Origin of the sequence: Citrobacter sp. Cpo090 (assembly GCF_030332665.1) — a bacterium.
Taxonomy (GTDB): Bacteria; Pseudomonadota; Gammaproteobacteria; order Enterobacterales; family Enterobacteriaceae; genus Citrobacter; species Citrobacter portucalensis.
On record NZ_JAOWHK010000013.1, the window covers coordinates 92633 to 118483 of the forward strand.

22 protein-coding genes and 1 pseudogene are annotated in these 25851 nt (G+C 50.8%); 9 read left to right on the forward strand and 14 right to left on the reverse strand.

Annotation, left to right across the window (positions count from 1 at the left end; all coding sequences use genetic code 11):
* The first annotated feature begins 5 nt into the window (after positions 1 to 5).
* The 7 genes and pseudogenes from OGY83_RS00535 (at position 6) to OGY83_RS00565 (ending at position 8565) form a co-directional block, all read left to right on the forward strand.
* A complete protein-coding gene (locus OGY83_RS00535; protein WP_141238304.1) occupies positions 6 to 290 on the forward strand; it encodes a hypothetical protein in 285 nt (94 codons plus the stop codon).
* Entirely contained in the window at positions 287 to 670 is a 384-nt protein-coding gene (locus OGY83_RS00540) for a DUF5375 family protein (RefSeq protein WP_181219019.1), read from the forward strand. Before OGY83_RS00535 ends, OGY83_RS00540 begins: the two co-directional genes overlap by 4 nt.
* A pseudogene (locus OGY83_RS00545) lies at positions 667 to 3338 on the forward strand (DUF927 domain-containing protein). Before OGY83_RS00540 ends, OGY83_RS00545 begins: the two are co-directional and overlap by 4 nt.
* Positions 3339 to 3738: 400 nt before the next feature.
* Positions 3739 to 4500 (forward strand): phage polarity suppression protein, encoded by a 762-nt coding sequence (locus OGY83_RS00550; protein ID WP_286634873.1) that lies wholly within the window; start codon positions 3739 to 3741, stop codon positions 4498 to 4500.
* The gene (locus OGY83_RS00555) at positions 4500 to 4772 is read left to right on the forward strand and encodes an ogr/Delta-like zinc finger family protein (protein WP_023225877.1); all 273 of its coding nucleotides are present in this window, start codon (positions 4500 to 4502) and stop codon (positions 4770 to 4772) included. The genes OGY83_RS00550 and OGY83_RS00555 overlap by 1 nt, the downstream gene beginning before the upstream one ends.
* 346 nt (positions 4773 to 5118) lie before the next feature.
* Positions 5119 to 6102, forward strand: a complete 984-nt coding sequence (locus OGY83_RS00560; protein ID WP_023246052.1) for an AAA family ATPase — start codon at positions 5119 to 5121, stop codon at positions 6100 to 6102.
* A gap of 18 nt (positions 6103 to 6120) precedes the next feature.
* Positions 6121 to 8565, forward strand: a complete 2445-nt coding sequence (locus tag OGY83_RS00565; RefSeq protein ID WP_023225875.1) for a S8 family peptidase — start codon at positions 6121 to 6123, stop codon at positions 8563 to 8565.
* 427 nt (positions 8566 to 8992) lie between these two features.
* Here OGY83_RS00565 and OGY83_RS00570 read toward each other — a convergent pair whose 3' ends face one another.
* The 4 genes from OGY83_RS00570 to OGY83_RS00585 form a co-directional block, all read right to left on the reverse strand.
* Entirely contained in the window at positions 8993 to 10174 is a 1182-nt protein-coding gene (locus OGY83_RS00570; protein ID WP_286634876.1) for a MalY/PatB family protein, read from the reverse strand.
* A gap of 12 nt (positions 10175 to 10186) precedes the next feature.
* A complete protein-coding gene (nhaC, locus tag OGY83_RS00575; RefSeq protein ID WP_008783827.1) occupies positions 10187 to 11638 on the reverse strand; it encodes a Na+/H+ antiporter NhaC in 1452 nt (483 codons plus the stop codon).
* A gap of 140 nt (positions 11639 to 11778) precedes the next feature.
* Positions 11779 to 12795 (reverse strand): LacI family DNA-binding transcriptional regulator, encoded by a 1017-nt coding sequence (locus tag OGY83_RS00580; protein WP_286634877.1) that lies wholly within the window; start codon positions 12793 to 12795, stop codon positions 11779 to 11781.
* 167 nt (positions 12796 to 12962) lie between these two features.
* Positions 12963 to 13412 (reverse strand): GNAT family N-acetyltransferase, encoded by a 450-nt coding sequence (locus OGY83_RS00585; protein ID WP_286634879.1) that lies wholly within the window; start codon positions 13410 to 13412, stop codon positions 12963 to 12965.
* A gap of 124 nt (positions 13413 to 13536) precedes the next feature.
* Here OGY83_RS00585 and pdxR point away from each other — a divergent pair, with 124 nt between their 5' ends.
* Both pdxR and OGY83_RS00595 read left to right on the forward strand, forming a co-directional pair.
* Complete coding sequence (pdxR, locus tag OGY83_RS00590) at positions 13537 to 15006, forward strand: MocR-like pyridoxine biosynthesis transcription factor PdxR (RefSeq protein WP_286634880.1); 1470 nt, start codon at positions 13537 to 13539, stop codon at positions 15004 to 15006.
* A gap of 192 nt (positions 15007 to 15198) precedes the next feature.
* Positions 15199 to 15912, forward strand: a complete 714-nt coding sequence (locus OGY83_RS00595; protein ID WP_286634881.1) for a GNAT family N-acetyltransferase — start codon at positions 15199 to 15201, stop codon at positions 15910 to 15912.
* Positions 15913 to 15964: 52 nt separating this feature from the next.
* Here the strand turns inward: OGY83_RS00595 and cbdX are convergent, their stop codons facing one another.
* From cbdX to OGY83_RS00645, 10 genes are all read right to left on the reverse strand, one after another.
* On the reverse strand, positions 15965 to 16054 hold the full coding sequence (gene cbdX, locus OGY83_RS00600) for a cytochrome bd-II oxidase subunit CbdX (RefSeq protein WP_016151902.1): 90 nt from the start codon (positions 16052 to 16054) through the stop codon (positions 15965 to 15967).
* 13 nt (positions 16055 to 16067) lie between these two features.
* On the reverse strand, positions 16068 to 17204 hold the full coding sequence (appB, locus tag OGY83_RS00605; protein ID WP_286634885.1) for a cytochrome d ubiquinol oxidase subunit II: 1137 nt from the start codon (positions 17202 to 17204) through the stop codon (positions 16068 to 16070).
* Positions 17205 to 17215: 11 nt separating this feature from the next.
* Positions 17216 to 18760 (reverse strand): cytochrome bd-II oxidase subunit 1, encoded by a 1545-nt coding sequence (appC, locus tag OGY83_RS00610; protein ID WP_286634887.1) that lies wholly within the window; start codon positions 18758 to 18760, stop codon positions 17216 to 17218.
* Positions 18761 to 18849: 89 nt separating this feature from the next.
* Positions 18850 to 19707: a hydrogenase expression/formation protein gene (locus OGY83_RS00615; protein WP_286634916.1), complete on the reverse strand. Its 858-nt coding sequence runs from the start codon at positions 19705 to 19707 to the stop codon at positions 18850 to 18852.
* Positions 19707 to 20108 (reverse strand): hydrogenase-1 operon protein HyaE, encoded by a 402-nt coding sequence (gene hyaE, locus OGY83_RS00620; protein ID WP_286634888.1) that lies wholly within the window; start codon positions 20106 to 20108, stop codon positions 19707 to 19709. Before hyaE ends, OGY83_RS00615 begins: the two co-directional genes overlap by 1 nt.
* Before the next feature lie 5 nt (positions 20109 to 20113).
* On the reverse strand, positions 20114 to 20695 hold the full coding sequence (gene hyaD, locus OGY83_RS00625) for a hydrogenase 1 maturation protease (RefSeq protein ID WP_286634890.1): 582 nt from the start codon (positions 20693 to 20695) through the stop codon (positions 20114 to 20116).
* Positions 20692 to 21426 (reverse strand): Ni/Fe-hydrogenase b-type cytochrome subunit, encoded by a 735-nt coding sequence (gene hyaC, locus OGY83_RS00630; RefSeq protein ID WP_213753002.1) that lies wholly within the window; start codon positions 21424 to 21426, stop codon positions 20692 to 20694. The genes hyaD and hyaC overlap by 4 nt, the downstream gene beginning before the upstream one ends.
* A gap of 18 nt (positions 21427 to 21444) precedes the next feature.
* Positions 21445 to 23238 carry a Ni/Fe-hydrogenase large subunit gene (hyaB, locus tag OGY83_RS00635; protein WP_123268927.1) on the reverse strand — a complete coding sequence of 598 codons (1794 nt, stop codon included), beginning with the start codon at positions 23236 to 23238 and terminating at the stop codon, positions 21445 to 21447.
* Positions 23235 to 24362, reverse strand: a complete 1128-nt coding sequence (hyaA, locus tag OGY83_RS00640; RefSeq protein ID WP_123269007.1) for a hydrogenase 1 small subunit — start codon at positions 24360 to 24362, stop codon at positions 23235 to 23237. The genes hyaB and hyaA overlap by 4 nt, the downstream gene beginning before the upstream one ends.
* A gap of 207 nt (positions 24363 to 24569) precedes the next feature.
* Positions 24570 to 25850, reverse strand: a complete 1281-nt coding sequence (locus tag OGY83_RS00645) for an NAD(P)/FAD-dependent oxidoreductase (RefSeq protein WP_016155784.1) — start codon at positions 25848 to 25850, stop codon at positions 24570 to 24572.
* Position 25851: the final 1 nt, after the last annotated feature.

Below are 25851 nucleotides of genomic sequence, written 5' to 3' on the forward strand. Positions count from 1 at the left end.
CCACGATGAATATTTCAAACGGGCACAACGGTGCTCAGGGCCACTCCTTGCCTGAAAAACACTATACCGGTGCTTTTGCATATGGGTTGTCAGAGGACGGTTTCGGAAAACTGGACAGAGCCAGAAAGGCCTGCGACATGCTGCAGCTTCTCTTTTCTGAATACCCGTCTCAGGGCGGAACGCTGGATGCCGGCTGTGCGCCAGGCATTGCCGCGCTGATGGAGTACCTGCGGGCAGATTTGACGGATATTGCGCACAGCTGCGAACTGATTGAAGGAGGCACCCAATGAACCAGCCGCAGGTTTCTATTTTCCCGGCAGAAATGACCACCGCGCTGTACCGGCGGGCTATTGCATCGGCATGGCGGCAGAAAACGCTGAACGAAACCGGCAGCGATCAGTATGGTCCGCACAGCCTGACGGTTGAGCGTATTGAAATGGCCATTGCCCTGCATATCGAGTGCGTACTGATTAACGAGTACGGCGAAGCACTGGGCGCCGCTGCCGCGCTGGCACTGCTGACTGACATGCTGGAGCCGTCACTGCTGACTGCGCCGCCGGTACTGACCGTGCGCGGCTGTGAAGTAATGGCGGAGCTGTACCGCACACTTCCGGCGGCCTTTGATGATTTCTGCAGCACGGGTGTGGCGCTGCATCAGGGGGAAGTATGACAACACAGACGGTTACGCAGATTTCAGCCGCAGCCCGGGGGAAATGGCCCGTTATTCTGCAGATGCTGCGTATTGATGTACCCGAAAACGGCAGGCACGGTCCCTGTCCGAAATGTGGGGGAAAGGATCGTTTCCGCCTCGATGATCTTGACGGGCGCGGAACGTGGATTTGCAGCCAGTGCGGCAATGGTGACGGTCTGGATCTGGTTAAGCTCATGACCGGTTACGGCGTCAGAAAGGCTGCGCAGGAGGTGGCGCAGGTGCTTAATGTGCCGGATGTGCAGGAACTGCCCGTTAAGCCCGGCAGGCAAAAAGCCCCTAAACGCGATATGAGCCTTACCGTGGCGGCGCTGATGAAAGAGAGCCACACGGGAGAAAGCCCCTATCTGACCGGAAAAGGGTTCGCCGGATACCCGGCCTCCCTGACCGGGAGCGTGCAGCATATCAGCGGTAAGGATTTTCCTGCCGGCTCCCTGCTGCTACCCCTCACGACCAACGCCGGAGCCGTGACCGGTGCGCAGCTTATCGCCCCGACGGGTGAAAAAAGCATACTGCCCGGCAGTACGATGAAAGGCGCGTTTGTGGCGCTCAGCCCGTTACCGTCTGAACCACCGGTACAGGTGGTGATTACCGAAGGTTACGCCACGGCACTGACGGTGAGCCAGCTCACCGCCGGATGCGTAGTGGCTGCCATATCTGCAGGCAACCTGCCCAACGTGGCGCAGTCGCTGCGGGCACGCTGGCCTGAGGTAAAAATTATCATCGCCGGTGATAACGATTTTCAGGACGGGGGCGAAAATCCCGGCAGATCCTTTGCTGAACGGGCGGCAAAAGCCGTCGGCGGCTGGATAACGTTGCCACCGGGAGAGATTAAGGCTGACTGGAATGACTTCCATCGTGAGCACGGTATAACCCGCGCCCGTGAAGCCTTTCGTAATGGTCTGGTGCTGTGTGGGGAGGGCCGCACGCAGCTGCCGCACGGATTCCGTCTTACCCAGGAATATCTCTGGTATGAAAAACAGGTACAGCGCAACGGTGAAACGGAGATCCAGAACGTCAAAATATGCAACCCGCTGCGCGTGACGGCAATCACCTGCGATGCCGATGGCGGTAACTTCGGGCGGCTGCTGGAGTGGGAAGATACGTGGGGAGAGCGTCGCCGCTGGGCGATGCCGATGGAAATGCTGAGCGGCAGCGGTGAGGAGCTGCGCCGGGTTCTGCTGGTTAACGGGCTGTCTTATATCAGCACCACCGGCGAGGCCCGCGCCCGCCTGATGGAATATATCTCGTTGTGTAAACCGGAACGCCGCGTGACCTGCGTCAGCCGCACTGGCTGGCATGGTCAGGTTTACGTCCTGCAGGATGAGGTCAGCGGTGAAGGTGCAGAGGGGGTCATTCTCCAGACCACTCCGTGCAGGGGCGCGATTTCCGCGTGTCGGGCACAACGGAGGAGTGGCGGGAGCACGTATCCCGCTACTGCACCGGCAACTCCCGCGTGGCGTTTGCCGTCAGTCTGGCGTTTGCTGCACCACTGTTACGGCTGGTTGGTATGGACGGCGGCGGCTACCACCTCAAGGGGGAATCGACGGACGGTAAGACCACCACCATGAAAGCGGCAACCTCCGTCTGCGGTGGGCCTGATTACTGGCAGACGTGGCGGGCAACCGGCAACGCGCTGGAGGGATGCGCCAGCCGCCGCAACGATGCCGCCATGATGCTCGATGAGATCCGGGAGGTGGATGGACGCGAGGCAGGCAATATCGCCTACATGCTGGCAAACGGTCAGGGCAAGGGCCGTGCCGGTACGGACGGTGAGCTGCGCACCCGTAAGCAATGGCGGCTGCTGTTCTTTTCAACCGGCGAGCTGTCACTGACCGAACATGCGGCAAAAGCTGGTGAGCGTACCTTTGCCGGGATGGAAGTCAGGATGATCCAGATCCCCAGCGATTCCGGGAAATTTGGCGTATTTGAGGAGCTGCACGGCTTCGACAGCGGCAAAGCTCTGGCGGAGCATCTTGAATGGGCCACGTCCAGTTACTACGGTTCGCCGTTTCGGGAGTGGCTGAAAGCCCTGACAGCTGATCTTAACGGGCTGACGGCACAGGCAAAGTCACTGATGAAGGAATATACCGCCGCCCTGACCCCGAAAGATGCGGGCAATCAGGTGGGCCGGGCTGTGAACCGCTTTGCACTGGTGGCGATGGCGGGAGAACTGGCAACCCGTTTGGGGATCACCGGCTGGCCTGAGGGGGAAGCGCTGCGGGCAACCCGCGTCTGCCTGAACGCATGGCTTAAAGATCGCGGGCACACCGCCAATCAGGAAGATATTGCCGCACTGGAGCAGGTACGCAGTTTCTTTACCGCGAATCAGTACAGCCGCTTTGCAGACTGGCACGACGAGCGCAACCGCCCTGGCAATATGGTGGGCTGGCGCAGGGTGGAGAAAGGCAGTACCGCGCAGGGCACGGAAGCAGTCACCACGTTCTACGTCATGCCGTCCGGCTGGAAAGAAATCTGCCGGGGATTTGACCCGCGCAAGGTGGCGCGTTTGTGCGCAGATCGTGGATACCTGCTGCCCTCAACCGATGGCAAGCTCCAGACAACCATTCGCCCGCCAGAGATGAATCCCCGCAGGCTCTATGTCTTCAACAGCGAGGTGCCGGGTTAATACTTTGCGTGAGTCTTATTTATTAAGGGTAACAGGTGAAACAGGTGGAACAACCGTATTTTACAAGGGCGGAACCTGTTCCACCTTTTGAAATAGTGAGGTGGAACAGGTGGAACGCCAGCCGATCCGCTGTTCCACCCTGTTACACGCGATGTTCCACCTGTGCTGTGCATATAAATACTTTATAAAACAATGCTGTAACACATGTTTCACCTGTTCCACCGCATCAGGGACATAACGCAGACTGAAACCGAGGCATTTTTATCTGGCTGGCTTTCATAGCCATGCCTGAATAACCGCAAACGCCCGTTGTGCCAGCCACCACACACTGAGCACCGATAGTGCGCTTGTGTCAGCCACGACACAATTGACGTAACGAAGCAACCCGACAGGAGAAGTCATGAACAACCCAGCAGAGAATAACAACCTTTCCACTTTTCCGGCTGTAACGCAGCGGGCACTGGAAACCCTGAACACAGCCAGAAGTGCATGGCTTGAAACACGTCGTCGGCAGAAAGCGGCTGCGGATAATATTGCAACTATCCGCCAGCGCCGCGCTGAAATGGAAGCCACGACGAACGCCCTGAATGAGGAGTGGCGCACGTTGTTTCGTGAAAGCCAGGGCGTAGTCTCAAAGGAAATGAAAAAACTGCGCACGGAAATTGCGCTGGGACGAGAAACGCTTGAGGATTTTGATGAACTGCTGGCAGCTCAGGAAAGCGAAAATGCCTTATTACCGCAGGAAGCCGGGAAATTAGCCGGGCAGTATATCAGCGCACATAACACCCTTGTGGAAATTCGCGCAAAGCAAATCTGGGAAGACTTCATGCAGTCGCATGGTAAGGCGTTAATCCAGACACTGAGCCTGCTCAAAACCACAATAGGGCGGGAAGCCAGTGCCGTTGTGGGGGTGGTGAATTCAGTTAATGACCCGGGCACAGTACTGACAGACTTTATTCACAAACATATCACCAAACCGGCTCTTACTAACGCTGCGATGCCGGAACAAGACCCTGTGTTTAAACTGGCAGGTGTTGCACCGGATTATGCTGCCCTTGCTGATTTCCGCAAACTTCCCTCTCCGGCGGCCCTTCATAAAATGAAGATCCGGCAGGAACGTGAAGAACTGCAAAAACGTAACCGAGCCGCGGAGGGTATCTGATGGCACTTAAATGTCCCGAATGCGGCACTACGGCACACGCCAGAACCTCCGCCTATGAAGCACCATCGGTTAAACGCTCATGGTATCAGTGCCAGAATCTTGAATGTTCCTGCACATTTACCGCACTGGAAAGTGTGGATACGATAATTATGAAACCCCGTCGTAATGAACAGGAATCAGACAAAGTACAAGTGCCGGAAAAACAACTGAAAACGCTCAATCGCTATGGCTCTGCATCAAAGTTATCAAGCCGCCAGCAAATCCCTGTCTGATTAGCAAAAAACGCTTACCTAATCCCGGCCCGGCACCGGGATTTTTTACGCCTTTTTCCTGGCTGGCCTGAGAGCGAATGAGTGCATGTCTATGGCGCATGAAAACGCATGAGTCTAATGCATCATTTTTGACGCGAAAGCCCTTGTGTGGCGGCTCCTGAGACGATTTACGGGGTGCATGAAAACCATTCTGTTAAGCGAAGCGGGCAGGCGTGGGGGGCTGCGCACGCTGACTAATTTTGTTTAATTGTTTGATGCTGCTTTCTGGATTGAAGTAAGTCTGTAATGATATGATCATGAGGGGCTTTTCAAACAATTTTAAATGCCTTTAAACCAGGACTAAATCATGGCTAGTGCAAACCAACTAAAAGCGTTAGTAAAAAATTTTATCGCACGCGATGATCGCAAGTTTTTGACTGTAGTACTACAGATTGCAGCTCATGAAGCAAAGATAGGCCATGGAAAATTCGCCGATGAGTTGAGATTACTTGTAGAAAAGGCTAAGTTACAAGCTAACGAAGGGAACAATTACCCTCGAGTACTTTCGTCGAGCACTGCTGTAATAAATCATTCCTCTAATGATCTTTTTACTGTTTCTCATCCGACTAATAAAATTTCAGATGTCATTCTTTCAAATGACGTCAGGAATAAGATATTGCGTTTTTTAGAAGAGAATAAAAATGCATCTAAAATTAGGCAGTATGGTCTTGTCCCGAGAAGACATTTACTACTATATGGTCCACCAGGTACTGGTAAAACATTAACGGCAAGCGTTATTGCTCATGAATTACATTTTCCTCTTTTTACTGTAAGAATGGATTCTCTTATAACGAAGTTTATGGGAGAAACATCGTCTAAACTACGAAGTATTTTTGAATATATCAATATGAATAGAGGAGTCTATTTGTTCGACGAGTTCGATACAATAGGTTCAAAAAGAAGCATGCATAATGATGTAGGTGAGATTCGCCGTGTTTTAAATACTTTTCTGCAATTATTAGATGAGCATCATTCTGATAGTTTGATTATTAGTGCGACGAATCATAAAGAAATTCTAGATAGTGCTTTATATCGTAGGTTTGATGATGTGATCGAATATTCTTTGCCTGAAAAAGATAATTTAATTGAATTAATTAAGTCAAAATATCATTCTTTTGAATTAAACGTAAAAGAGTGGGGAAGTTTGTTGAGTAGCGCTGAGGGGCTAAGTTACTCAGAGGTTTCAAAAAGTTGTGATGATGCGATAAAGTTTGCCATTATCAATAACTTAAATAAAATAGATCAAACAGACCTTCAAAAGGTTTTAGAAGAGAGAAAAGCATATAAATAATTACATAGGGACTGAATTATGAAGGCTCACATTAAAATCGACTTACCACAGCAACTTATTGATTATAAACCAGTTACTGGGGGCCCGAAAAAGGGTAAAAGCCCGGTGAATAGAAATGCCCACTTTGCAAAAGTGAGGCATAGTTTAGAGACTGCTATAAATATATATAATGAAAGAAAGAAAACAGTGGAGATGTTAGTAGGTAAAGGAAATGAACCTCAAAAGGTCGTAATAACCTTTCAAGAAAATCCAGAAATTAAAGAACGAATGGTTTTAAAAAGTTTAGATGCAAATGGGATGAAAATAATGTCTGTTAATACTATAGATGGTATGACAATGGCAAACGTTTCTGTGCCCGTAGACGGTTTTTCTAAACTTGAAAAGATTCTGAAAGAATATGCTACTGAGAATACAAAAAAAGGTAACCCGAAGAATCAACCATTTATAGAATCCATATCTAATATAGAATATGGCAATTTTCGGGCTTTATGGTTTAGTCAAGATGAGTTCCCTGATGATATCTATAAGATACACGATCTTGAGTTATGGTTGGACTCAAGTGATATAGAACCAGAAATACTTCTTAATAAATTTGAACAACTATGTGGTCAGTTAGGGATAACAGTTAAACAAGGCACGCTTAGTTTTAAAGATAGAGTTGTAAAAATAGTCTGTGCTTCTATGCATCAGTTAATGCTGCTTCAACAAATGACGGAGATTATTTCGGAAGTTCGGCCCTCGAAAGCTGTGAGTGTAGATTTTCTTGATTTGAAACCAGCTGAAGCTTTTCAGTGGGTTAATGGTATGACTTATCGAAAACTAAATACATTAATTCCTATTTGCATACTTGATACAGGTATCAACTCTCAGCACCCACTGCTTAATACATTTGTAAATCAAAATGCACTAGTTGTAGCCGAACCTCAGTGGGCGAATAGCGATTTAAAAGGTCATGGAACCGGTATTGCTGGATTAGCATTATTTGGTGATCTTAAATACGCAATACAATCTAAAGAATTGCCGATAAGTGGAGTTATTGAGTCAGCTAAAATTTTACCTGATACTGGCGTAAATGAGCCTCAACTTTATGGCGCTATTACCACTGATGCTATCTACAATATAGAAGCCAAACAACCCTCAGAACGTCGGATATTTACGATGGCTGTGTCCTCTCCAAATACTTTAAGAGGGATGCCTACTAGTTGGTCCGCAGCAATCGACAGACTTGCTGCAGGTAGTCCTGATGATCCAGAGAAAAGATTATTTATATTATCTGCAGGCAATCTTCCACCTAATCTAATTTCTGATTATCCGGATGCAAATATTACTTATTCAATTGAAGATCCCGCTAACTCATATAATGCTTTAACAATTGGATATTGGGCAAGCGAAGACAATATTATAACGCCCGGTTATGATGTTATAGCTGAATTAACTGATCTAGGTCCTTCATCGACAACATCAAGAATATGGAAAAATACCTCACCTTATAAGCCTGATGTCGTTTTTGAGGGAGGGAATTTTGGTTATGATAAAGATCTCAATTTTACGGCAAATTTAGAAGAGCTTAGTTTATTAACGCTCTCTCATGATTTCACTCGCGGAGAATATTTTAGTAGCTTCTCTGAAACAAGCGCGGCTACAGGTATGGCTGCATTTTTCATTTCTAGACTATGGGGTCAATATCCAAATTATTGGCCAGAAACGATTCGGGCACTAGTTGTTCATAGTGCTACATGGCCAAGAAAATTACTTGAAAGACATGCCCCATTGCGTACAAAACAGAATGTTGAATCCCTTTTAAGAATGTCAGGTTATGGCTGCCCAAATTTAGCTAAAGCAGTATCAAGCGGCGATCAGTCTGTTAATTTGATAGTTGAAGATACAATTCAGCCTTACACAGTTGATGGCACCTTAAATAAAATGATTCTTTACTCTTTGCCATGGCCTTCTTCTGAATTAGAGAAAATTGGTGGCGAGGATGTAAAGTTAAGAGTAACGTTATCTTATTTTGTAGAGCCTAATCCAGGTGAGAGAGGCTGGGATAACAAATATAAATATGGATCTTTCGGTTTAAGATTTGATTTTAATAGTCCAGGTGAAGAGTCAGGAGAGTTTGTTTCAAGAATAAACAAAAAATTCAAAGAGGATAATCAAGAATTTGATGCTGGTGAAAGTGATTCTAGCCAATGGTTATTAGGACCGACCTTAAGGAATAGAGGTTCTATTCATAGCGATATTTGGAGTGGAACAGCATTAGAATTAGCTGACAAAAAATTCATAGCTATTTATCCTGTAAGTGGATGGTGGAAGGAACTTAAAAAAGAAAATAGACAATCTAGCATTGCAAGATTTAGCTTAATTATTTCTATTGAAACTAAAGAAAACAATTTAGAAATACACAACGAAATTAGTCAGTTATTAAGAGTAGATACAGAAATAGAGAGCGTAATTGAACTTTAATCCGATACACCAGCCATATGGAAATGGCTGGTGTGATCTTCATATGTTGTAAATCTACTGATTTTTGGGGGCCAATAGTAGGAACGTTCATAACGTACCTTCCAGTGTATTTATAACATTCTATGGGGGCATTTCTGGGGGCATTTAGTTATCGATTTATATTTTACATCAATAAATACAATGGTTTAAGTTTTTGTTTTTCTCCTATTATCGCACCATTTCAAACTCTTTCCAAGTCTACCGAAATCAACTTAAAGCCCGTTTACTGCGGTTTTCAGTGCGCATCTTATTTCCCGGGTAACCTGCACCACGTTCTCCGCATCGCTATTTTTGGTTGGTAGTTCAGAGGCCGTTAATCAGGCCTCGTCGAAATGGCTGATAATATCGAGCGGCCCTGCGCCAGGGCCGATTCGTTTACTGAGTAGATTCAGCAAGATGTAAACGCAATACGCTTCAATCCCTCAACCGCTTTTTCGAGGTAGGCGCGTGGACATCCCATGTTCAGGCGGATAAAACCTTTTCCAGCAGGACCAAAGCTATTTCCCATTGAAGGCGCAATACCGGCAACATCAAGCATTACCCATTTGAGCTGTTCATCATCCAGTCCAAGCGCTTTGCAATCGATCCACAGTAGATAAGTTGCCTGGGAAGGAACAACCCTAGCCCACGGGAGATATTCATCAATTTGTTGAATAAACCAGCGTCGATTTTCAGCCAGATAGCCAAGTAGCTCGTCTAACCATGGTGCACCATGTTGCCATGCTGCCGTACTCGCTTCGACGGATAGCGCATTGAATACATCCAGCCCATGTGCATCCAGACGGCGTAAAAAGTGTTCACGCAATGCCGGTGCCGGTATCAGAAAATTAGCAATACGCAATGTCGACAAACCAAACGTTTTACTGGCTGAAGTGGCTGAAATTACACGCGAATGCCAGCGTTCTCCCAGATGCAGAACTGAAGTAAATTGTTCTCCAGGAAGCAATAAATCTGCCCATATTTCATCAGACAGCAACGTCACATCATAGGTCTCGCACAGCGTAAGTAGCTGTTCCAGCTCCTGTACAGACCAACAACGGCCGGTTGGATTATGCGGATTACATAAAATCATCAACGGTGGACGTTCAGTCCGGAATAACATCTCCAGGTGAGCAAAATCCATTTGATAACCGGTAGCCGGGTCCTCATACAACGGATTTTCCAGCAACTGTCTGCCGTTCAGAGAGATAATTTTAGCGAATGACCCATAATAAGGCCCCTGAACGACCACGCCTTCACCGGGTTGACTCAGCATTTGTACGAGTAGCGATAATCCTGGAACAACACCTTCAATACTGCAGATCCACTCTTGTTTGATTTCCAGCTGATGTCGGATTGAGAACCATGAAATTAATGAATCAAAGTAGCTTTGTGGCCGTTCGCTGTAACCAAAAATACCGTGCCCGACGCGGTGAGTTAAAGCCTCCTGAACAGCGGGCGGACAAGTAAAGTCAAAATCAGACACCCACATTGGCAACAGTTGATGTGTATCCTCACCGAAATATCGCGCCATAAAGTCCCATTTCAGTGAGGCGGTATCGTGGCGATCGATAATCTTATTAAAATCCATTGCATGCTCTCCCTATTCTGTTGCCGTGATATTTTTTTCTGTTTCTGCCACTGATGGCGCCTTCGCAATACCGATTCCCGTGAAACCGTAAATCAAGGCGAAGAAGATAGCGGCATAGCACTGAATCGCCCATGGCAATAAATCCAGCGTGCTCACTCCTAATGTCGTGGCCATATAAACTCCGGCGGCGGTCCACGGCAACAACGGCTCAATGACGGTGCCTGCGTCCTCAATGGTGCGGGACAGATTTTTGGTATCCAGTCCCATACGACGGTATGCGTCTTTAAACAATTCAGCTGGAACCAGAAGAGCCAGCTTGCCGTCGCTTGTCGCTCCGGTCACCAGAAGGGTGGTACCAATGGTTGCCGCAATTAACTGACCGACACTGTGAATGACCGTCAGTAAGCGGTTAATGATAATGTTGAGTGCGCCGGTTAACGTTAAGGCACCGGCAAAAGAGAATGCGCAAAATACCAGAAGGATGGTGCTCATCATTGAGAACATTCCGCCGCGGTTCAGCAGGCGCGGAACATCAGCAATAATGCCCTCACTCCCTTGCGGGAACATAGTAATGTTGAACCCATCTATAAAGGCATCAAGTCCCTGCTTGATGCTGAGTCCTTGCATGACAACGCCCAGAATCAGGGCTAATACGCATGCACTCAGCATTAAAGGAATGACCGGCTTTTTACGAATCGCGCCCCACAACACAATAACCGGTGGCAAAATCAGAATGATATTGAAGTGGTATAGCGACTCCAGAGCGTTGACAATATCGGTAACCCGTTGCGGCGTGGCGACCTCGCCGAGCATATTGCTGTGGCCCGCAATAAGATAAACCACGGCGGCAAGCAGAAAGCTGGGAATAGTGGTCCACAATAAGTGCTGGATATGCTCGAAAAGAGTGGTATCTGCGACAATGGCCGCAAAGTTGGTGGAGTCTGACAGCGGCGATATCTTGTCACCGAAGTAAGCGCCAGAAACAACGGCACCTGCCGCTGCTGCCATCGAGACATCCAGTCCGGCGGCAACCCCCATCAGCGCTACGCCAACCGTTCCGGCGGAACCCCATGATGTTCCGGTACATACGGATACGACGCTGGTTAAAAAGAAGGCGGCGATGAGAATGTATTCGGGGCTGATGAGTTTAAGTCCCCAGTACACCATGTAAGGGATGGTGCCGCTGAACATCCATGTACCAATCAGGCCGCCAACACAGATAAGAATCATGATCACCGGCATTGCTTTGGCGAGTTTATCAACTACCGAATTAATGATGTCTTCCCAGCAATACCCTTGCCACCAGGCCATGCCCGCGGCGACTGCAGCAGAACATAACAACAAAGGCTCAATACGTAGCCCCATGATGCCGTAGCCAATAATTAACAGCAGTAGCATGGCTAAAATAGGGATCACTGCCAGTCCAAATGAGAGTGTTTTTTTCTGATTTTGAGAGGCATTCATTCATGAATCTCCAGTCTGTAAGGTCGCTCAAGAGTAGAGAACACCCTTTTGCCTGACTGTGATCGCTCATTGGCCCTCATGTAAGCGATTACATGAAGACGTTAAACTTGAAGTCGATCACAATTCAGGGGCTTGACGATTTACGCATTGATTTCAGAGAGAGGGGGGAGAACAGAATCGCGGATCACTAAATCCGCAGTGAAACTATTCACGCTGGGACGCTGAGTTGCGCCTTTAAAAAGCTGTATCGCTAGTTGCGAAGCGCAACGAGCCATGCGCTCAACGGGATAATGCATCGTTGTGAGTGCAGGATAGAGATAGCGAGCCATCACCACATCATCAAATCCAACGATCGAAAGCTGTTGCGGAAGTGTAATTCCCTGCTGATGGAGGATGCGCATAATCCCGGCGGCCATCACATCATTAAACGTCACCGCTGCGGTGAAAGGAATGCCGCAATTAAGCAGCTGATGTGCAGCGCGTTCGCCACCCTCTTCATTGAAGGGCACGCTAATCACCCAGTTTTTATCTGGTATAATGCCATATTCAGCCAGCGCCTGGCGATAGCCTTCCAGCCGCTCACGGCGATCGATAATCGGTAAGTCACTTGTCACGCAGGCAATACAACGATGTCCTTGCTCCAGGAGATGTAGCGTGGCTGTTTTGGCTGCTTGACTATTTTCCAGCCACACGCAGCGATTGGCCATCCCGGCAATATAGCGGTTCACGACGACCATGGCAGGAAAATGAGCGGCATATCGCAACAGTTCCTTTTCAGACAGCCTACTGGCATGGACAACAATAGCTTCACAGCCCTGGTTTATCAGGAAATCGAGTCCTGATTTTTCCATTCCTTCATCGTGGCCACCGCTGCATACCATCAGCCGAAATTGCTGCTGGCGTGATACTTCTTCCACGCCTCGGGCAAGCCTGGCAAAAAAGGGATCGGCAAGATTACCGGTCAATAACCCGAGCATGTCGCCGCTGCGTTTCGCTAATGCAATAGCGGCGGCATTGCGATGATAGTTCAGTTCACGCATGGCTTTTTCAACACGTTCACGCGTCACGGGTTCAACCCATGCGGTTTGATTAATAACACGTGAAACTGTTGCGGTGGACACTCCCGCTAACTCTGCAACATCCTTTATCATTGCCATGCTGGCTCTTTACCTTTTTGATTCTTAAGAATTTGCTTATCGCTGGTTTTTTTCCTTATCTTATTCAGGTTGGGGGGATTTGTCACCGATACATCCTCTGAGTAGATCTACTCAGAGGCTTATTTTTAGTACTGAATAATTAAATACTCTCCTGAGTATTATTATCCTTACATACGATATTCGATCATTCCGCTCTTTTTGGCCACCCAGTCATACAGACGTTGTCCACGGATATTGGTTTCATGCGTATGCCAGTATAATCTTGACGCGTGGTGTTTTTGGGCTTGTTGTTGGACATATTCGATAAGTTGTTTACCTATGTGTTGACCTCGTACATCTTCGCTAACAAATAAATCTTCGAGATAGCAATAATTTGATTCTGCCCAGGTTGAGCGGTGAAAGAGATAGTGCACCAGTCCCACTATTTTCCCATTATATTTGGCTACAGCACAATAAACAGGTTCGCTCGGGGTAAGGAAACGCTCCCACGTTAATCTTGTAACTTCATCTGAAATTATAGTTTGGTAAAATGTTTGATAGTTTATCCATAAAGGAAGCCAGCTGGCGTAGTCTTTTTGTTCTGCACTTTCAATAGTAACGGTATTCATGTTAATCATATATATCCTGATATTTTGTACGAGTAATGTGTTAGTATGATGATACTAAGAACTTTATAAATTCTCGTAAAGAGACACTTTCGATATATTGATAGGATCCACTTTTAGTATAAAGGTTAATACAATGAAGAAAAACAATGCGCCTTTATTTCAAGGATTTGTTTTAGGAAAAGGAGCGGTTAAGGAGCAGGTTTACCACATCCTCCGCGATCACATCCTCGAAGGGCGATTGCCGCCAGGAACAAAAATGCCGTCAACCAGGGCGTTGTCCGAGATGATGTCAATTTCACGAAACTCAGCGATCGCCGGTTATGACCGGCTATTAGATGAAGGGTATATCCTGACCCGTAAAGGGTCTGGAACGTATGTCTCACATAATATTCCGGATCGGAGTATCAGCAATAGCTATCCAAAGATGGCGTCGGGGGATGTTGTCTTGCCTGATGAACAGGTTCACAGCCGAAATAATCCTGTTCGCGATTTATGGTCAAATGAGTATGAAGGGCGCGGCATGAACCGTCTATTTGCGGTTGGTGTCGGGTGTACGGATCTCTTCCCGCATGCGTTATGGGGAAAGCTACTGCAACGTGTCTGGAGACAATCCCGGCATCAACTGGGAGCTCACACTCATCCTTGCGGGTACCTTCCTTTGAGAAAAGCGGTTTGCCGCTACATTAAAACAACACGTGGAGTGAACTGTAACGAAGATCAAATAATCATCGTAAATGGTATTCAACAGGCATTGAATATTACTGCGCGAGCATTGTTGTCGGCAGGAAGTGACGTTTGGCTGGACGACCCGGGTTACAAAGGCGCCCGTGGAGCCTTCATGTCTGTTGGCGCGATGGTGAGGCCGGTACCGGTTGATAGCGAGGGAATGAACGTCCGCTATGGTATTGATCATTTTCCTGACGCTAAGCTGGCCTATGTCGTCCCGTCGGATCAATATCCATTAAGTGGAACGTTGAGTTTATCCCGCCGTGTTGAGTTGCTGGAATGGGCGAAGTCGAATCAGGCATGGATATTTGAAGATGACTATAATAGCGAATTCCGTTATGCCGACCGTTCTTTACAGGCTTTGCAAGGATTAGATCAGAATCAACGCGTAATCTATGCCGGAACATTTTCTAAAATGATGTACCCGGAATTCCGTTTAGGTTTTTTAGTTGTCCCGCCGGGTTTACAAGAACAGATTATGGTGACGAAATATTTTTCCGATCTTGGCACCAGTTATCTTGAGCAGGCTGTGATGGCGAGTTTTATAGAGGATGGTCACTATGCCAGTCATGTGCGCCGAATCCGTAAGGCATGCTATGAAAGAAGAACTGCGCTGGTCAACGCTATTCAGGAATATCTGGCTGATAAAATGATTGTGCAGCCTTCTGACTCTGGCGTCCATATTGTGTGCTGGCTACAAAACGGATTAACTGGAAATGAAGTCGAGGAGCAAGCCAGATTACTAGGGATGGGAATACTATCACTAAGTCGTTATTACCAGAGCGATGTCTCACGACAGGGGATTTTGATTGGTTTTGCAAATCATCCGGTAGAGGCAATTGTTGATGGGATTCGTCGTTTGGCTCAGGTTATTTAAATTATAATTTATTCAGCTCTTAGCATTAATGCAGTAAATACGTTTCTTTCGCTACGGGCAAAAATATAGAGTTTGTTTTTTGTACAATTAAATAGTGTGGATCCGTTAAAAACACGCATTGTGGTTCTTTTGGGCCGCTCAGTTTGATCATACCCTGCGCTGGTTTAGTTCTGTTTTGTAAGAGGTACAGATATGCCGGGCGTCTTTAATCAATTCCAACAACCCGTAGGTATGACTTTGTCTGACTGGAAAGGCGCACCCTTTCCACAGGCTCAGCAAATTACAGGTCGCTATTGTAAGCTTGAACGCATTAACGCCGAACGCCATGCAAAAGATCTGTATGAAGCGTACTGCGAAGCTAGCGATTGTCGCGACTGGACATATCTGGCGGTCGGGCCTTTTGAAACTTTTGATGCCTTCCAGGTTTATTTAATAAACATGGAAGAACAGACAGATCCGATGCATTTTGCCGTGATCGATTTAACCAGTATGAAACCTGTTGGTACGTTTGCACTGATGCGTATTGATCCCGCAAATGGTGTGATTGAGGTAGGGCATGTTTCTTACTCCGTACGCATGAAACGCACGCGAATTTCAACGGAAGTCATATCATTGCTTTTAAAGTACGTTTTTGAGGATCTGGGCTATCGCCGTTTTGAATGGAAATGCGATGCGCTTAATGCGCCTTCCCGTGGGGCGGCGGAGCGCTTTGGCTTCAGTTTTGAAGGCATATTTCGTCAGGCTGTCGTCACGCGGGGGCGTAATCGAGATACTGCATGGTACTCAATCATTGACGCTGAGTACCCGACACTTCGACCGGCCTACGATCTGTGGCTCGATGAGCGTAATTTCGATAACCAGGGACGGCAGATAAAGCGCCTTGGCGAGCTGATGGAAAGGGGATAAAAAAGCTCCCCGAATAAACCGGGGAGCCAGAAAGTGTAGCGCTGGCGCAGTATTATTTCTGCCGCGACTCAAGCCAGACCAGCGCCAGCGTGGAGAGCGTACACATCAGCAGAATGCCGACAAACCAAAACAGATACCACATCGTACAGTCCTCCCTAGTAAAGTTCGTGATTGTGGCGGCGGATCGTTTCTACGTTGATTCGTCCCAGCATTTTGTAATAACTCCACACGGTATAAAGCAGAACGATCGGTAGAAAAATCAGCACAATAATCAGCATGATACTGAGTGTCATCTGGCTGGAGGTGCTGTCCCACACCGTCAGGCTGGAGAGCGGATACGCGCTTGAAGGCATCACAAATGGAAACAGGGTGATTCCGGCGGTGAAGATCACGCAGGCCTGGGTCAGTGAAGCGCACAAAAATCCCCATACGGTCCGACGCTGCCCGCAGGCATAGATCGCGAGCATCGGGAAAATCATGCCAAGCAGCGGAATAATTAACAGCAGTGGTGACTGATAATAGTGCGCCATCCACGCGCCCGGTGAGGTAGTTACCATTTTTAATAGCGGGTTGGAAGGACCATTAGGATCCTGAGTAAGTAGCACATAGCCGTCGATCCCCGTCCATAGCCAGTAACCGGCTAACAAGAAGCAGAGCACTATTAGCATCGCGCTGCGACGGGTAGCAGAGAGCGCGCGTTGCTGAAGAATGCCGTCGGTCTTCAACTGGAGCCACACGCCCCCTTGCAGAATAACCAGCATCAGGCTTAATGCGCCGCACAGCAGGGCAAAGGGTGAGAGTAACTGCCAGAAGGTGCCCAGGTATTGCACATGAAGCTGTGGTGTGAAGATAAAAGGCACGCCCAAGAACAGGTTGCCGAACGCGACGCCGAAGATAACAGGAGGGACCAGGCTCCCGATAACCAACCCGGTGTCCCACATAGCACGCCAGCGTGCATTGGCTATTTTGTCGCGATAATCAAAGGCCAACGGGCGAAAGAAAAGGGCGCACAGCACCAGGATCATCGCCACATAAAACCCCGAAAATGCGGCGGCATAGACCCGCGGCCAGGCCGCGAATAATGCACCGCCCGCCAGAATGAGCCATACCTGGTTGCCTTCCCAGTGTGCCCCGACGCTATTAATCAACACCCGTCGCTCATCATCGTTTCGCGCGATCAGCGGCAACAGGCAGCCGACCCCCATATCAAATCCGTCAGTGATCATAAAGGCCACCAGAATGATGCCAATCAGCAGCCACCAAATGAGCCGCAACGTTTCATAATCCAACATGATTGTCTCCTTTATCCCTGTTGTTGCGCGGGTTCTTGGTTATGCATTGCATCTGGACCAAGGCGGGCGTATTTCTGCATCAGGTAGACTTCGGCAATTAAAAACAGGGTGTAAAGCGTGAGAATGAGCCCCATGGAGAAGGCCAGCTGACCTGCGCTTAACGCGGAGTGGGCGTACCAGGTCGGCAAAATATCCTGAATCGCCCACGGCTGACGGCCAAACTCCGTCATAAACCAGCCAGCTTCGATGGCAATCCACGGGAGCGGCAGGCTCCATAGCGTCATGCGCAGTACCCAGCGATGCTGGTCGATACGCCAGCGTAAGGTCTGTATCAACGCAATCGCCATCACTAGTAGCAGAAGTGAGCCGCATGCAATCATGATGCGAAAGCTCCAGAACACGGGGGCCACTTGTGGAATGGCGCCGCGTTGCGCGGCCTGATATTGCGCTGGTGTAACGTGGTTCATGTCAGGCGCGTAGTTCGCCAGCAGGATGCCGTAACCCAGATCTTTCTCCACAGCGTGAAAAGCGTTCAGTACCTGAGGCGTGCGGTTACCTCTGGCGATTTCCTGCATCAGCAGCCACGCTTCCCGGCCCCGCTGCAGGCGGGGGAGCGCGTCCGCCATCAGGTTTTTCAGCCCCGGAACCGGCGTATCTAACGAGTGGGTCGCCAGAATACCCAGCAGGGCCGGTATTTTCACGGCAAAGGCGTTACGTTCTTGCTCCTGCTGCGGCCAGGCGATGACATGAAAGGGCGCGGGGGCCGGTTCGGTTTGCCATTCGCCTTCCATTGCCGCCAGTTTTACCGGCTGGAACTGGGCGACCTCATAGGCTGAGCTATCACCCAGTTGTAGCGTGCCGAGGATAGCCAGCGTGCCAAAGACGGAACCCACCGCGAAGGAACGCCGAGCGAACTCGCGATTGCGACCACGCAGCAAATACCAGGCGCTGATGGACATCACAAACATGGCGCCGGTGACATAACCGGACATCACGGTATGCACAAATTTCACCTGGCTGACGGGGTTAAAGACCAGCTCGCTAAAGCTGCTCATCTCCATGCGCAGGGTATCAATATTAAAGTGAGCGCCTGTTGGATATTGCATCCAGCCGTTGGCGTTGAGGATCCACAGGGCCGAGATATTGGAGCCAAACGCGACCAGCCAGGTCACCAGTAAATGCTGATACTTGTTTAAGCGCTGCCAGCCGAAGAAGAACAGTCCAACGAAGGTGGATTCAAGAAAGAAAGCCATCAAGGCTTCCATCGCCAGCGGAGCGCCAAAAATATCGCCTACATAGTTGGAATAGAGCGACCAATTAGTACCGAACTGAAACTCCATGGTCAGGCCGGTTGCCACGCCGAGCGCAAAGTTAATACCGAATAGCTTTCCCCAGAAACGCGTCATGTCGCGGTAGATTGTTTTGCCGGTCACCACGAACAGGGTTTCCATGATGGCCAACAAAAAAATCAGCCCCAGCGTCAGGGGAACAAACAGAAAATGGTACAGCGCGGTCAGCGCAAACTGCCAGCGCGATAGGTCAATGACGTCCCACATGCGAACTCCATCAGGCATTAGAGAGTGAATAGGTAAGGAAGAAAACGCCAGACCCGCAGTAGAAAAGTACGCGGGTCTAAAGAGGGGGATCAGGCAGGCGGGCCAGATGCCAGCCAGCCGCAGACTTCATTCAGGCGCTCGAGCGAGTCGAGCAAATCTTCCGGTGCGGCCAACACCAGTTCCGGCAACGGACAGATCTCATAACTCTCAAGCAGAAGCCCTTTCAGGGTATCCAGACAGCGAACATGCCAGACATGGCGCAGCGCCGTGGCGTCGATTTGGCTCTCGCCGTAGCCGATGGTGCGGATTTGAATGCGCCCTTCGCCACACAGGCGGGCGAGGAACAGGCGATCCGCGTCGCTAATCGGCAGTTGGGTGAGGTTAATGCTATGGGGTTGTGCTGCCGGATCGCGCACGTGCGCCAGCAGTTCCTGGGCCAGCGTCAGGCCATTCATCAACCCATCTATAGGCGGAGGCAGCAGGCTATCGTCCGGCAGCGTATTGATTGTTGCCGCCTGCCACAGCGCCCGTGGCGCACTGCCTGCTTCCAGATGTTCCTCCCATTGCCCTTTGTTATTCTGACAACGCACCCGCCAGATGCCGCAGAAAATCGATTCCTGAATCACGCTCGCCCTGCCGTCAGCATGCTGGATGCGCACGGAAACTTCGCCTTCGCCGAGCAGCGTATTCAGAAAGGTGAGATCGTCTGCATTGAGCGCGGATAAATCCCATCCCAGTACGTCCTGTTTAGCGGGAATTCTTTGGGCGAGCTGGTGGCGGACGTCGGTTAACAATGCCATCACCGCCGGGCTGTGCGGACAGTTTTCCAGTGATGCCATGCTGGGGTCGCTGTTGACCTGGCAGGTGAGGGGCAAGGGATTCATGCTGAAACTGTCATCGTCCGGCTGCGTTCCCGGTCCCAGCAGATGAAAAAAGGAATCGCTCATCATGCAGACTCCGGCGGTATACGTTGTTCAACGAAGGGACGCATCAGGTTGAGCAGGTCGGCCCACGGGTGGATGCCACTGAGAATGCCGCGCAGCTTACCTTGGGTAAACACCAGGGTAGCCGGAAAACGGAACACGCCAAAGCGATCGCCGATCGCTTCGCTGTGTTCAAGATCCGCCATGGCGATGTGCCAGTCAAACTGGGGAAACTCGCGGAGCAACTCGGCAATCATGACCGGGTTATCGCTGACTTCCGGTGTACGGCGGGGATCGCTACTGAGCAGGACCACGCCATCACGCACGCGGGTTATCCAGTCATCCAGTTCAGATGCGCTCAGAGGATGCCAGCCCCTGGCCAGCATACGCTGCCATAGCGCAGAAAACGGTTTGTCATTCAACATGTTGCTTATCTCTCCAGCGTTACGCGATACTGGCGAATACGCACGCCTTCATAGTTTTCCATCGACAGACACTCATAGTTCAGGCAACGCATTTCATCGATTTTCTGTGGCGCAATGCCCCATGCGGCCAGTTGCGTAAGCGCGGCCTGTTCCGCCGCCGGGAGCTGAGCGCGCGCGATGTCGGTCAGGCTGCCGCCATAGTCGTCCAGTTGTACCGGCTGTAGTCCCACCAGTGCGATGTGTGCGGGCAGATGGCCGCGAATATCCGCCAGAGCCAGCACTTCGGAGAAGCTGTTCTGATGCAGACTCATTTTTTTGGCGCTGAGGTAGCTCGGGACTTTTTCACCGGCGTAAGTTTGCAAGGTTCCCGGCTCAAGTCCGTAGTCGATGGCGTCCAGCAGCAGCAAATGGCTGGCCTGCTCAACATAGCCCAGCAGATTCAGCCCCTGCGTGCCGCCGTCGACAATCTCTACCGATTCTGGCCAGTGGTAGCGGGCGTACAGGCGCTCGGCGAGGCGAATACCAAACCCTTCATCTGCCCACAGCAGGTTGCCTAAGCCCATCACGATGACGTTAGGTTCGCTCATGACGCCTCCTTATCGTGCTGACCCTTGGGAAATTTATGGCTACGAAAGCCGTTAATCATGGTTGAGATGACGGTCTCGTCAGACATGATGTCTTCACGAATCGCCATATACACATGGCCTACGATGAAGGCGGCGATGAACCACATCCCTAACCGATGCCAGCTGTGGATATCGAGAGAGTTCCCGCCGGTCCAGTAGAAAAACTCCGTCACATAGCGGAAAGGGATAAAAATGGCGTACTGGCTATGTTCGCTGTATAAGGCAAAACCGGTGAGGATCATAAAAACGGAAAGCAGGAAATAACCGCACATCGCCGCCTGCGCGATGGGGTTATGACCGATATCATCTCCCGGTTTTTTTTCCAGAAACAGATACCAACGCACCACAGAATACGCACCCTGCCACCAGCTGCGCCGCCAGACCGGCACGATAAACAGTTCACGTGAATAGCGATTACCGACGAAGGCCCAGTAAATGCGCATCAGCAGTATCACCGTGAACACCATGGCGGCGGCGAAATGTACCAGTCTGATATCGCCCATATAGAACAGATAAGTGGCCTCACCGCTGACCGACGGCAGCGGTCGGCCAATGAAGTATCCGGTCACCATCAAAACCAACATGCAGCCCACCGTCAGCCAGTGCCACAAGCGTACTGGCGCTTCAAACACATAGTGGCTGGTGGCGGTATCACGCGCCTCCCCGACGCGTGGGGATGTTTTTCCAGTCATCGTTCCGTTCCTTAACGCTTAGCGAACCTGGACGGCGATAAGTTCGCTGCCGTCGTCGCCGAGTACGTGGGTTGAACATGCCAGGCAGGGGTCGAAGCTGTGCAAGGTGCGCAGGATCTCCAGCGGTTGATCCGGTATTGCCATTTGGGTGCCCATCAGCGCCGCCTCGTAAGCGCCAATTTGTCCCTTCGGATCGCGCGGGCTGGCATTCCAGGTGGTCGGCACCACGCATTGATACAGGTCGATCTTCTGGTCGCGAATCGATGCCCAGTGGCCTAATGCTCCGCGCGGCGCTTCGGTAAAACCGATCCCGCGACAGTGCTGCGGCCAGCTTTCAGGCTCCCATTTTTCGGTATTTGCAGTCGCCAGGTTGCCGTTTTTCAGGTTGGTCATCAGCTTGTCGAAGAAGTATTGCAGCTTGCTCACGGCCCACTGTGCTTCGTGCGCGCGGCACAAAATACGCCCCAGCGTTGATTGCATACCCGATAGCGGCAGCTTGAGAGCAGACATCATGCGATCCACGGATTCAATCGTGGCGGCATCCCCTTTGTGATAGGCAATCAGCGTACGTGCCAGCGGCCCAACTTCCATGGCGTGTCCGCGCCAGCGCGGGGCTTTAATCCACGAGTAGCGTTCCTGTTCGTTGAGCTGCTTGATATCGGTATCGCTGCCTTTGACATCGCCCGGGTTATACCAGGGTTCAGTAATCCCTTCGAACGGATGACGGCCTAATTGATCGTCCGGATAACGATACCAGGCATGATCGACAAACTCCTGAATTTGCTGCTGATCGTCCAGATCCACCGGCATGACGTTGTTAAAATCACCGTTAATCACCGCGCCGCCAGGCATCAACAGACTCTTGTCGCTGAAGTCATTGGCGATATCCGGGAACGCGCCGTAGCTTAAAACGCACTTATCAGAAAGCCCGGTGCCAATCTGGCTCCAGGGTTTATTGAACTGGCCGATAGCCAATGCGTCAGGCACCATGACATTGTTGATGAAGTCGGCGGTGCGGGTGATGATCGACTGCACCAGGTTCAGGCGTTCCATATCGACTGCGCCAACCGCGCCGCTCTGATCGATATTGATAGCGCATGGCATACCGCCGACAATCCAGTTCGGATGCGGATTCTTACCGCCAAACACCGTATGGATTTTGATGATCTCGCGCTGAAAATCGAGCGCTTCCAGATAGTGGGCAAAGCCCATCAGGTTGGCCTCTGGCGACAGCTTGTACTGCGGATGTCCCCAATAACCGTTGCGGAAAATCCCCAGTTGACCACCTTCGACAAATTTCTTCAGGCGATTTTGAACGTCAAAGAAGTAGCCCGGAGAAGACATCGGCCAGGCTGAAAGGCTTTGTGCCAGCTGCGATGTGGCGCGCGGGTCTGCTTTCAGGGCATTCAGCACGTCAATCCAGTCCATTCCGGCTAACTGGTAAAAGTGCACCAGATGGTCGTGGCACCACAGCGTCGCCAGCATAATATTGCGAATGATGTTGGCGTTGTCGGGCACTTTGATGCCAATCGCATCCTCAATGGCATAGACCGAAGCAAGCGCATGTACGCCGGTGCACACCCCGCAAATCCGTTCGACAAACGCCCAGGCATCGCGCGGGTCGCGCCCCTGTAGAATGATCTCCAGCCCGCGGAACATGGTGCCGCAAGAAACCGCGTTGGTGATGATGTTCTGCTCATTAATGTTCACTTCACAACGCATATGGCCTTCGATGCGCGTGATGGGGTCGACAACCAGGCGGCGACCGGCATTATTGACCGTATATCCCTGGGTTTGATACGAATTGCTCATGCCTGTTTATCCTTATGGTCTGGCGACTGTTGTCCGGCGTCTTTTAATTGCTGTTTGTGGCGGTTGTGTTGATTGACGGCGCTAGCGACCGCGTGGACGCCGACACCGGCCGCCACGACGCCAAGCGCGGTGAGGCCCACGGTATCGGCGGTTGAATGCGTTCCCATCTGTGGAATATCGACCACGCGGCTGTAGAACGAACCGCGATCCCAGAAGCCGTTCTCCGAACATCCCAGACAACCGTGGCCGGACTGGATGGGGAAGGAAACGCCGCCATTCCAGCGGGTGGTGGAGCAGGCGTTATAGGTGGTTGGCCCTTTGCAGCCCATTTTGTACAGGCAATAGCCTTTGCGAGCGGCGTCATCGTCCCAACTCTCAACGAATTCCCCGGCATCAAAGTGGGCGCGGCGGTAGCATTTGTCGTGGATACGTTGACCATAGAACATCAGCGGACGCCCAAGACGGTCGAGTTCAGGCAGCCTGTCAAACGTCACCAGGTAGGTAATGATGGCGCTCATGACATCCGGAATCGGCGGGCAGCCGGGCACTTTCACGATCGGCTTATCGGTGATCACCTTATCGATCGGCGTAGCCTGGGTGGGGTTAGGCCGGGCTGCCTGCACGCAGCCCCAGGAGGCGCAGGTTCCCCAGGCGATAATCGCGCTGGCACCTGCGGCGGCTCGTTTTAGCTTTTCAATAAACGGACGCCCACCGCTAATGCAAAACATCCCTTGCTCGCCCAGCGGAGGGTTGCCTTCGACTGCCAGAATATATCGGCCGTGGTAGCGGCTCAGAATGTCTTCAAATACCTCTTCGGCCTGCGTTCCGGCGGCGGCCATCAGGGTGTCGTCGTAATCGAGGGAAATCAGGGAGAGGATGACGTCTTTGGCAAGTGGGTGAGAGGAGCGGATAAATGATTCGGTGCAGCAGGTGCATTCCAGCCCGTGGATCCAGACTACCGGGATCCGGGGTTTGTTCTCCAGCGCCCAGGCAATTCTGGGCGTCATTCCGGCTCCCAACCCCAGCGATGTAGCCGCGAGGCTACAATATTTGAGAAAACTGCGTCTGCTCACGCCTTTGCGGCGCATCGCCTGATAAAAGGTCTCCTCGTTATTCGTATTCATAACACGCGTTTCTTCCCCCGTTGAGTTCTGGCGCATGCCGCCAGCGATATCTAAAAAAGCGTATCCGATCGGAGTAGAGAAACAATGCAAAGAGTGTGGTTATGTCCTATTGCGATATTTTCGTGCCTGTTATCTGTTTTTCGCTTTCCAGGAATAAAAAAACGCACAGGGGGACCACCCTGTGCGTCGGGTTTATCGCGGAAGAACTTAAACCCCAAGGCGATCGCGTAGGCTGTAATATGCCGCCCCCATGGCGGTAAACGGAATGCGCAGGCTTCGGCCTCCCGGGAACGGGTAGTGCGGCAGTTTGGCAAACGCGTCAAAGCGCTCGGCATCTCCGCGGAGCAGTTCGGAAATCAGGCGCCCTGCCAGGTGAGTACAGGTCACGCCGTGGCCGCTGTAGCCCTGCATATAGTAAATGTTGGTATCAAGACGGCCGAACTGCGGCATGCGAGACAGCGTTAACAGGAAATTACCGGTCCAGCGGTAATCAATTTTTACCCCCTGCAATTGCGGGAAGGTCTTCAGCAGTTTCGGCATCACCAGACGCTCAATATCATCCGGATCGCGAGCGCCGTAGACTACGCCACCGCCGTACAGCAGGCGGTTATCGCCGGTCAGACGGTAGTAATCCAGCAGGTAGTTACAATCTTCCACACAGTAGTTTTTCGGGATCAGCGAGCGCGCCATCTCCGCCGACAGCGGTTCGGTGGTTAATACCTGCGTGCCGCACGGCATGCTGCTTTTTGCCAGCGCAGGTTCCAGTTTGTCTCCGAGGTAGGCGTTGCCCGCGACGATCACAAAGCGGGCCGTCACCTGACCTTTTTCAGTGCTGACCACCGCCGGGCTGGTGTGCTGAATACGGGTGACTGGCGACTGTTCAAAGACGCGCCCACCGTTCAGACGAATGGCGTTAGCTTCGCCAATCGCCAGGTTCAGCGGATGAATATGGCCGCCGCTGTGGTCGAGCAGCGCGCCGACATAACGATCGCTGCTGACTTCGCGGCGAATTTCGCTGCTGTCTAACAGTTCAAGCTGCGTGTTGCCGTAGCGTTCCCAGTTCGACTTTTGCTCTTCCAGCGTTTCCATCTGTTTGTGGTTTAGCGCCACAAACAGCCCGCCGGGGCGATAGTCACATTCGATCTGATAACGCTTGATGCGTTCGCGGATGATATTGCCGCCTTCAAACATCATACTGCCAAGCATTTTGGCGGCGTCCGGGCCATAGGTACGTTCGATAACGTCGATATCGCGACTGTAGGAGTTCACCAACTGACCGCCGTTACGTCCGCTGGCCCCGAAACCAATACGCGCGGATTCCAGTAACACCACGTCATAACCCATTTCCGCTAAATGCAGGGCGGAGGAGAGTCCGGTATAACCACCGCCCACGACGCAAACATCACAGCTAACCGATTCGCTAAGGGTCGGAAACGGTTCGTACTGATTGGCGCTTGCGGCGTAATAACTGCTGGTATGTTCAGTCATG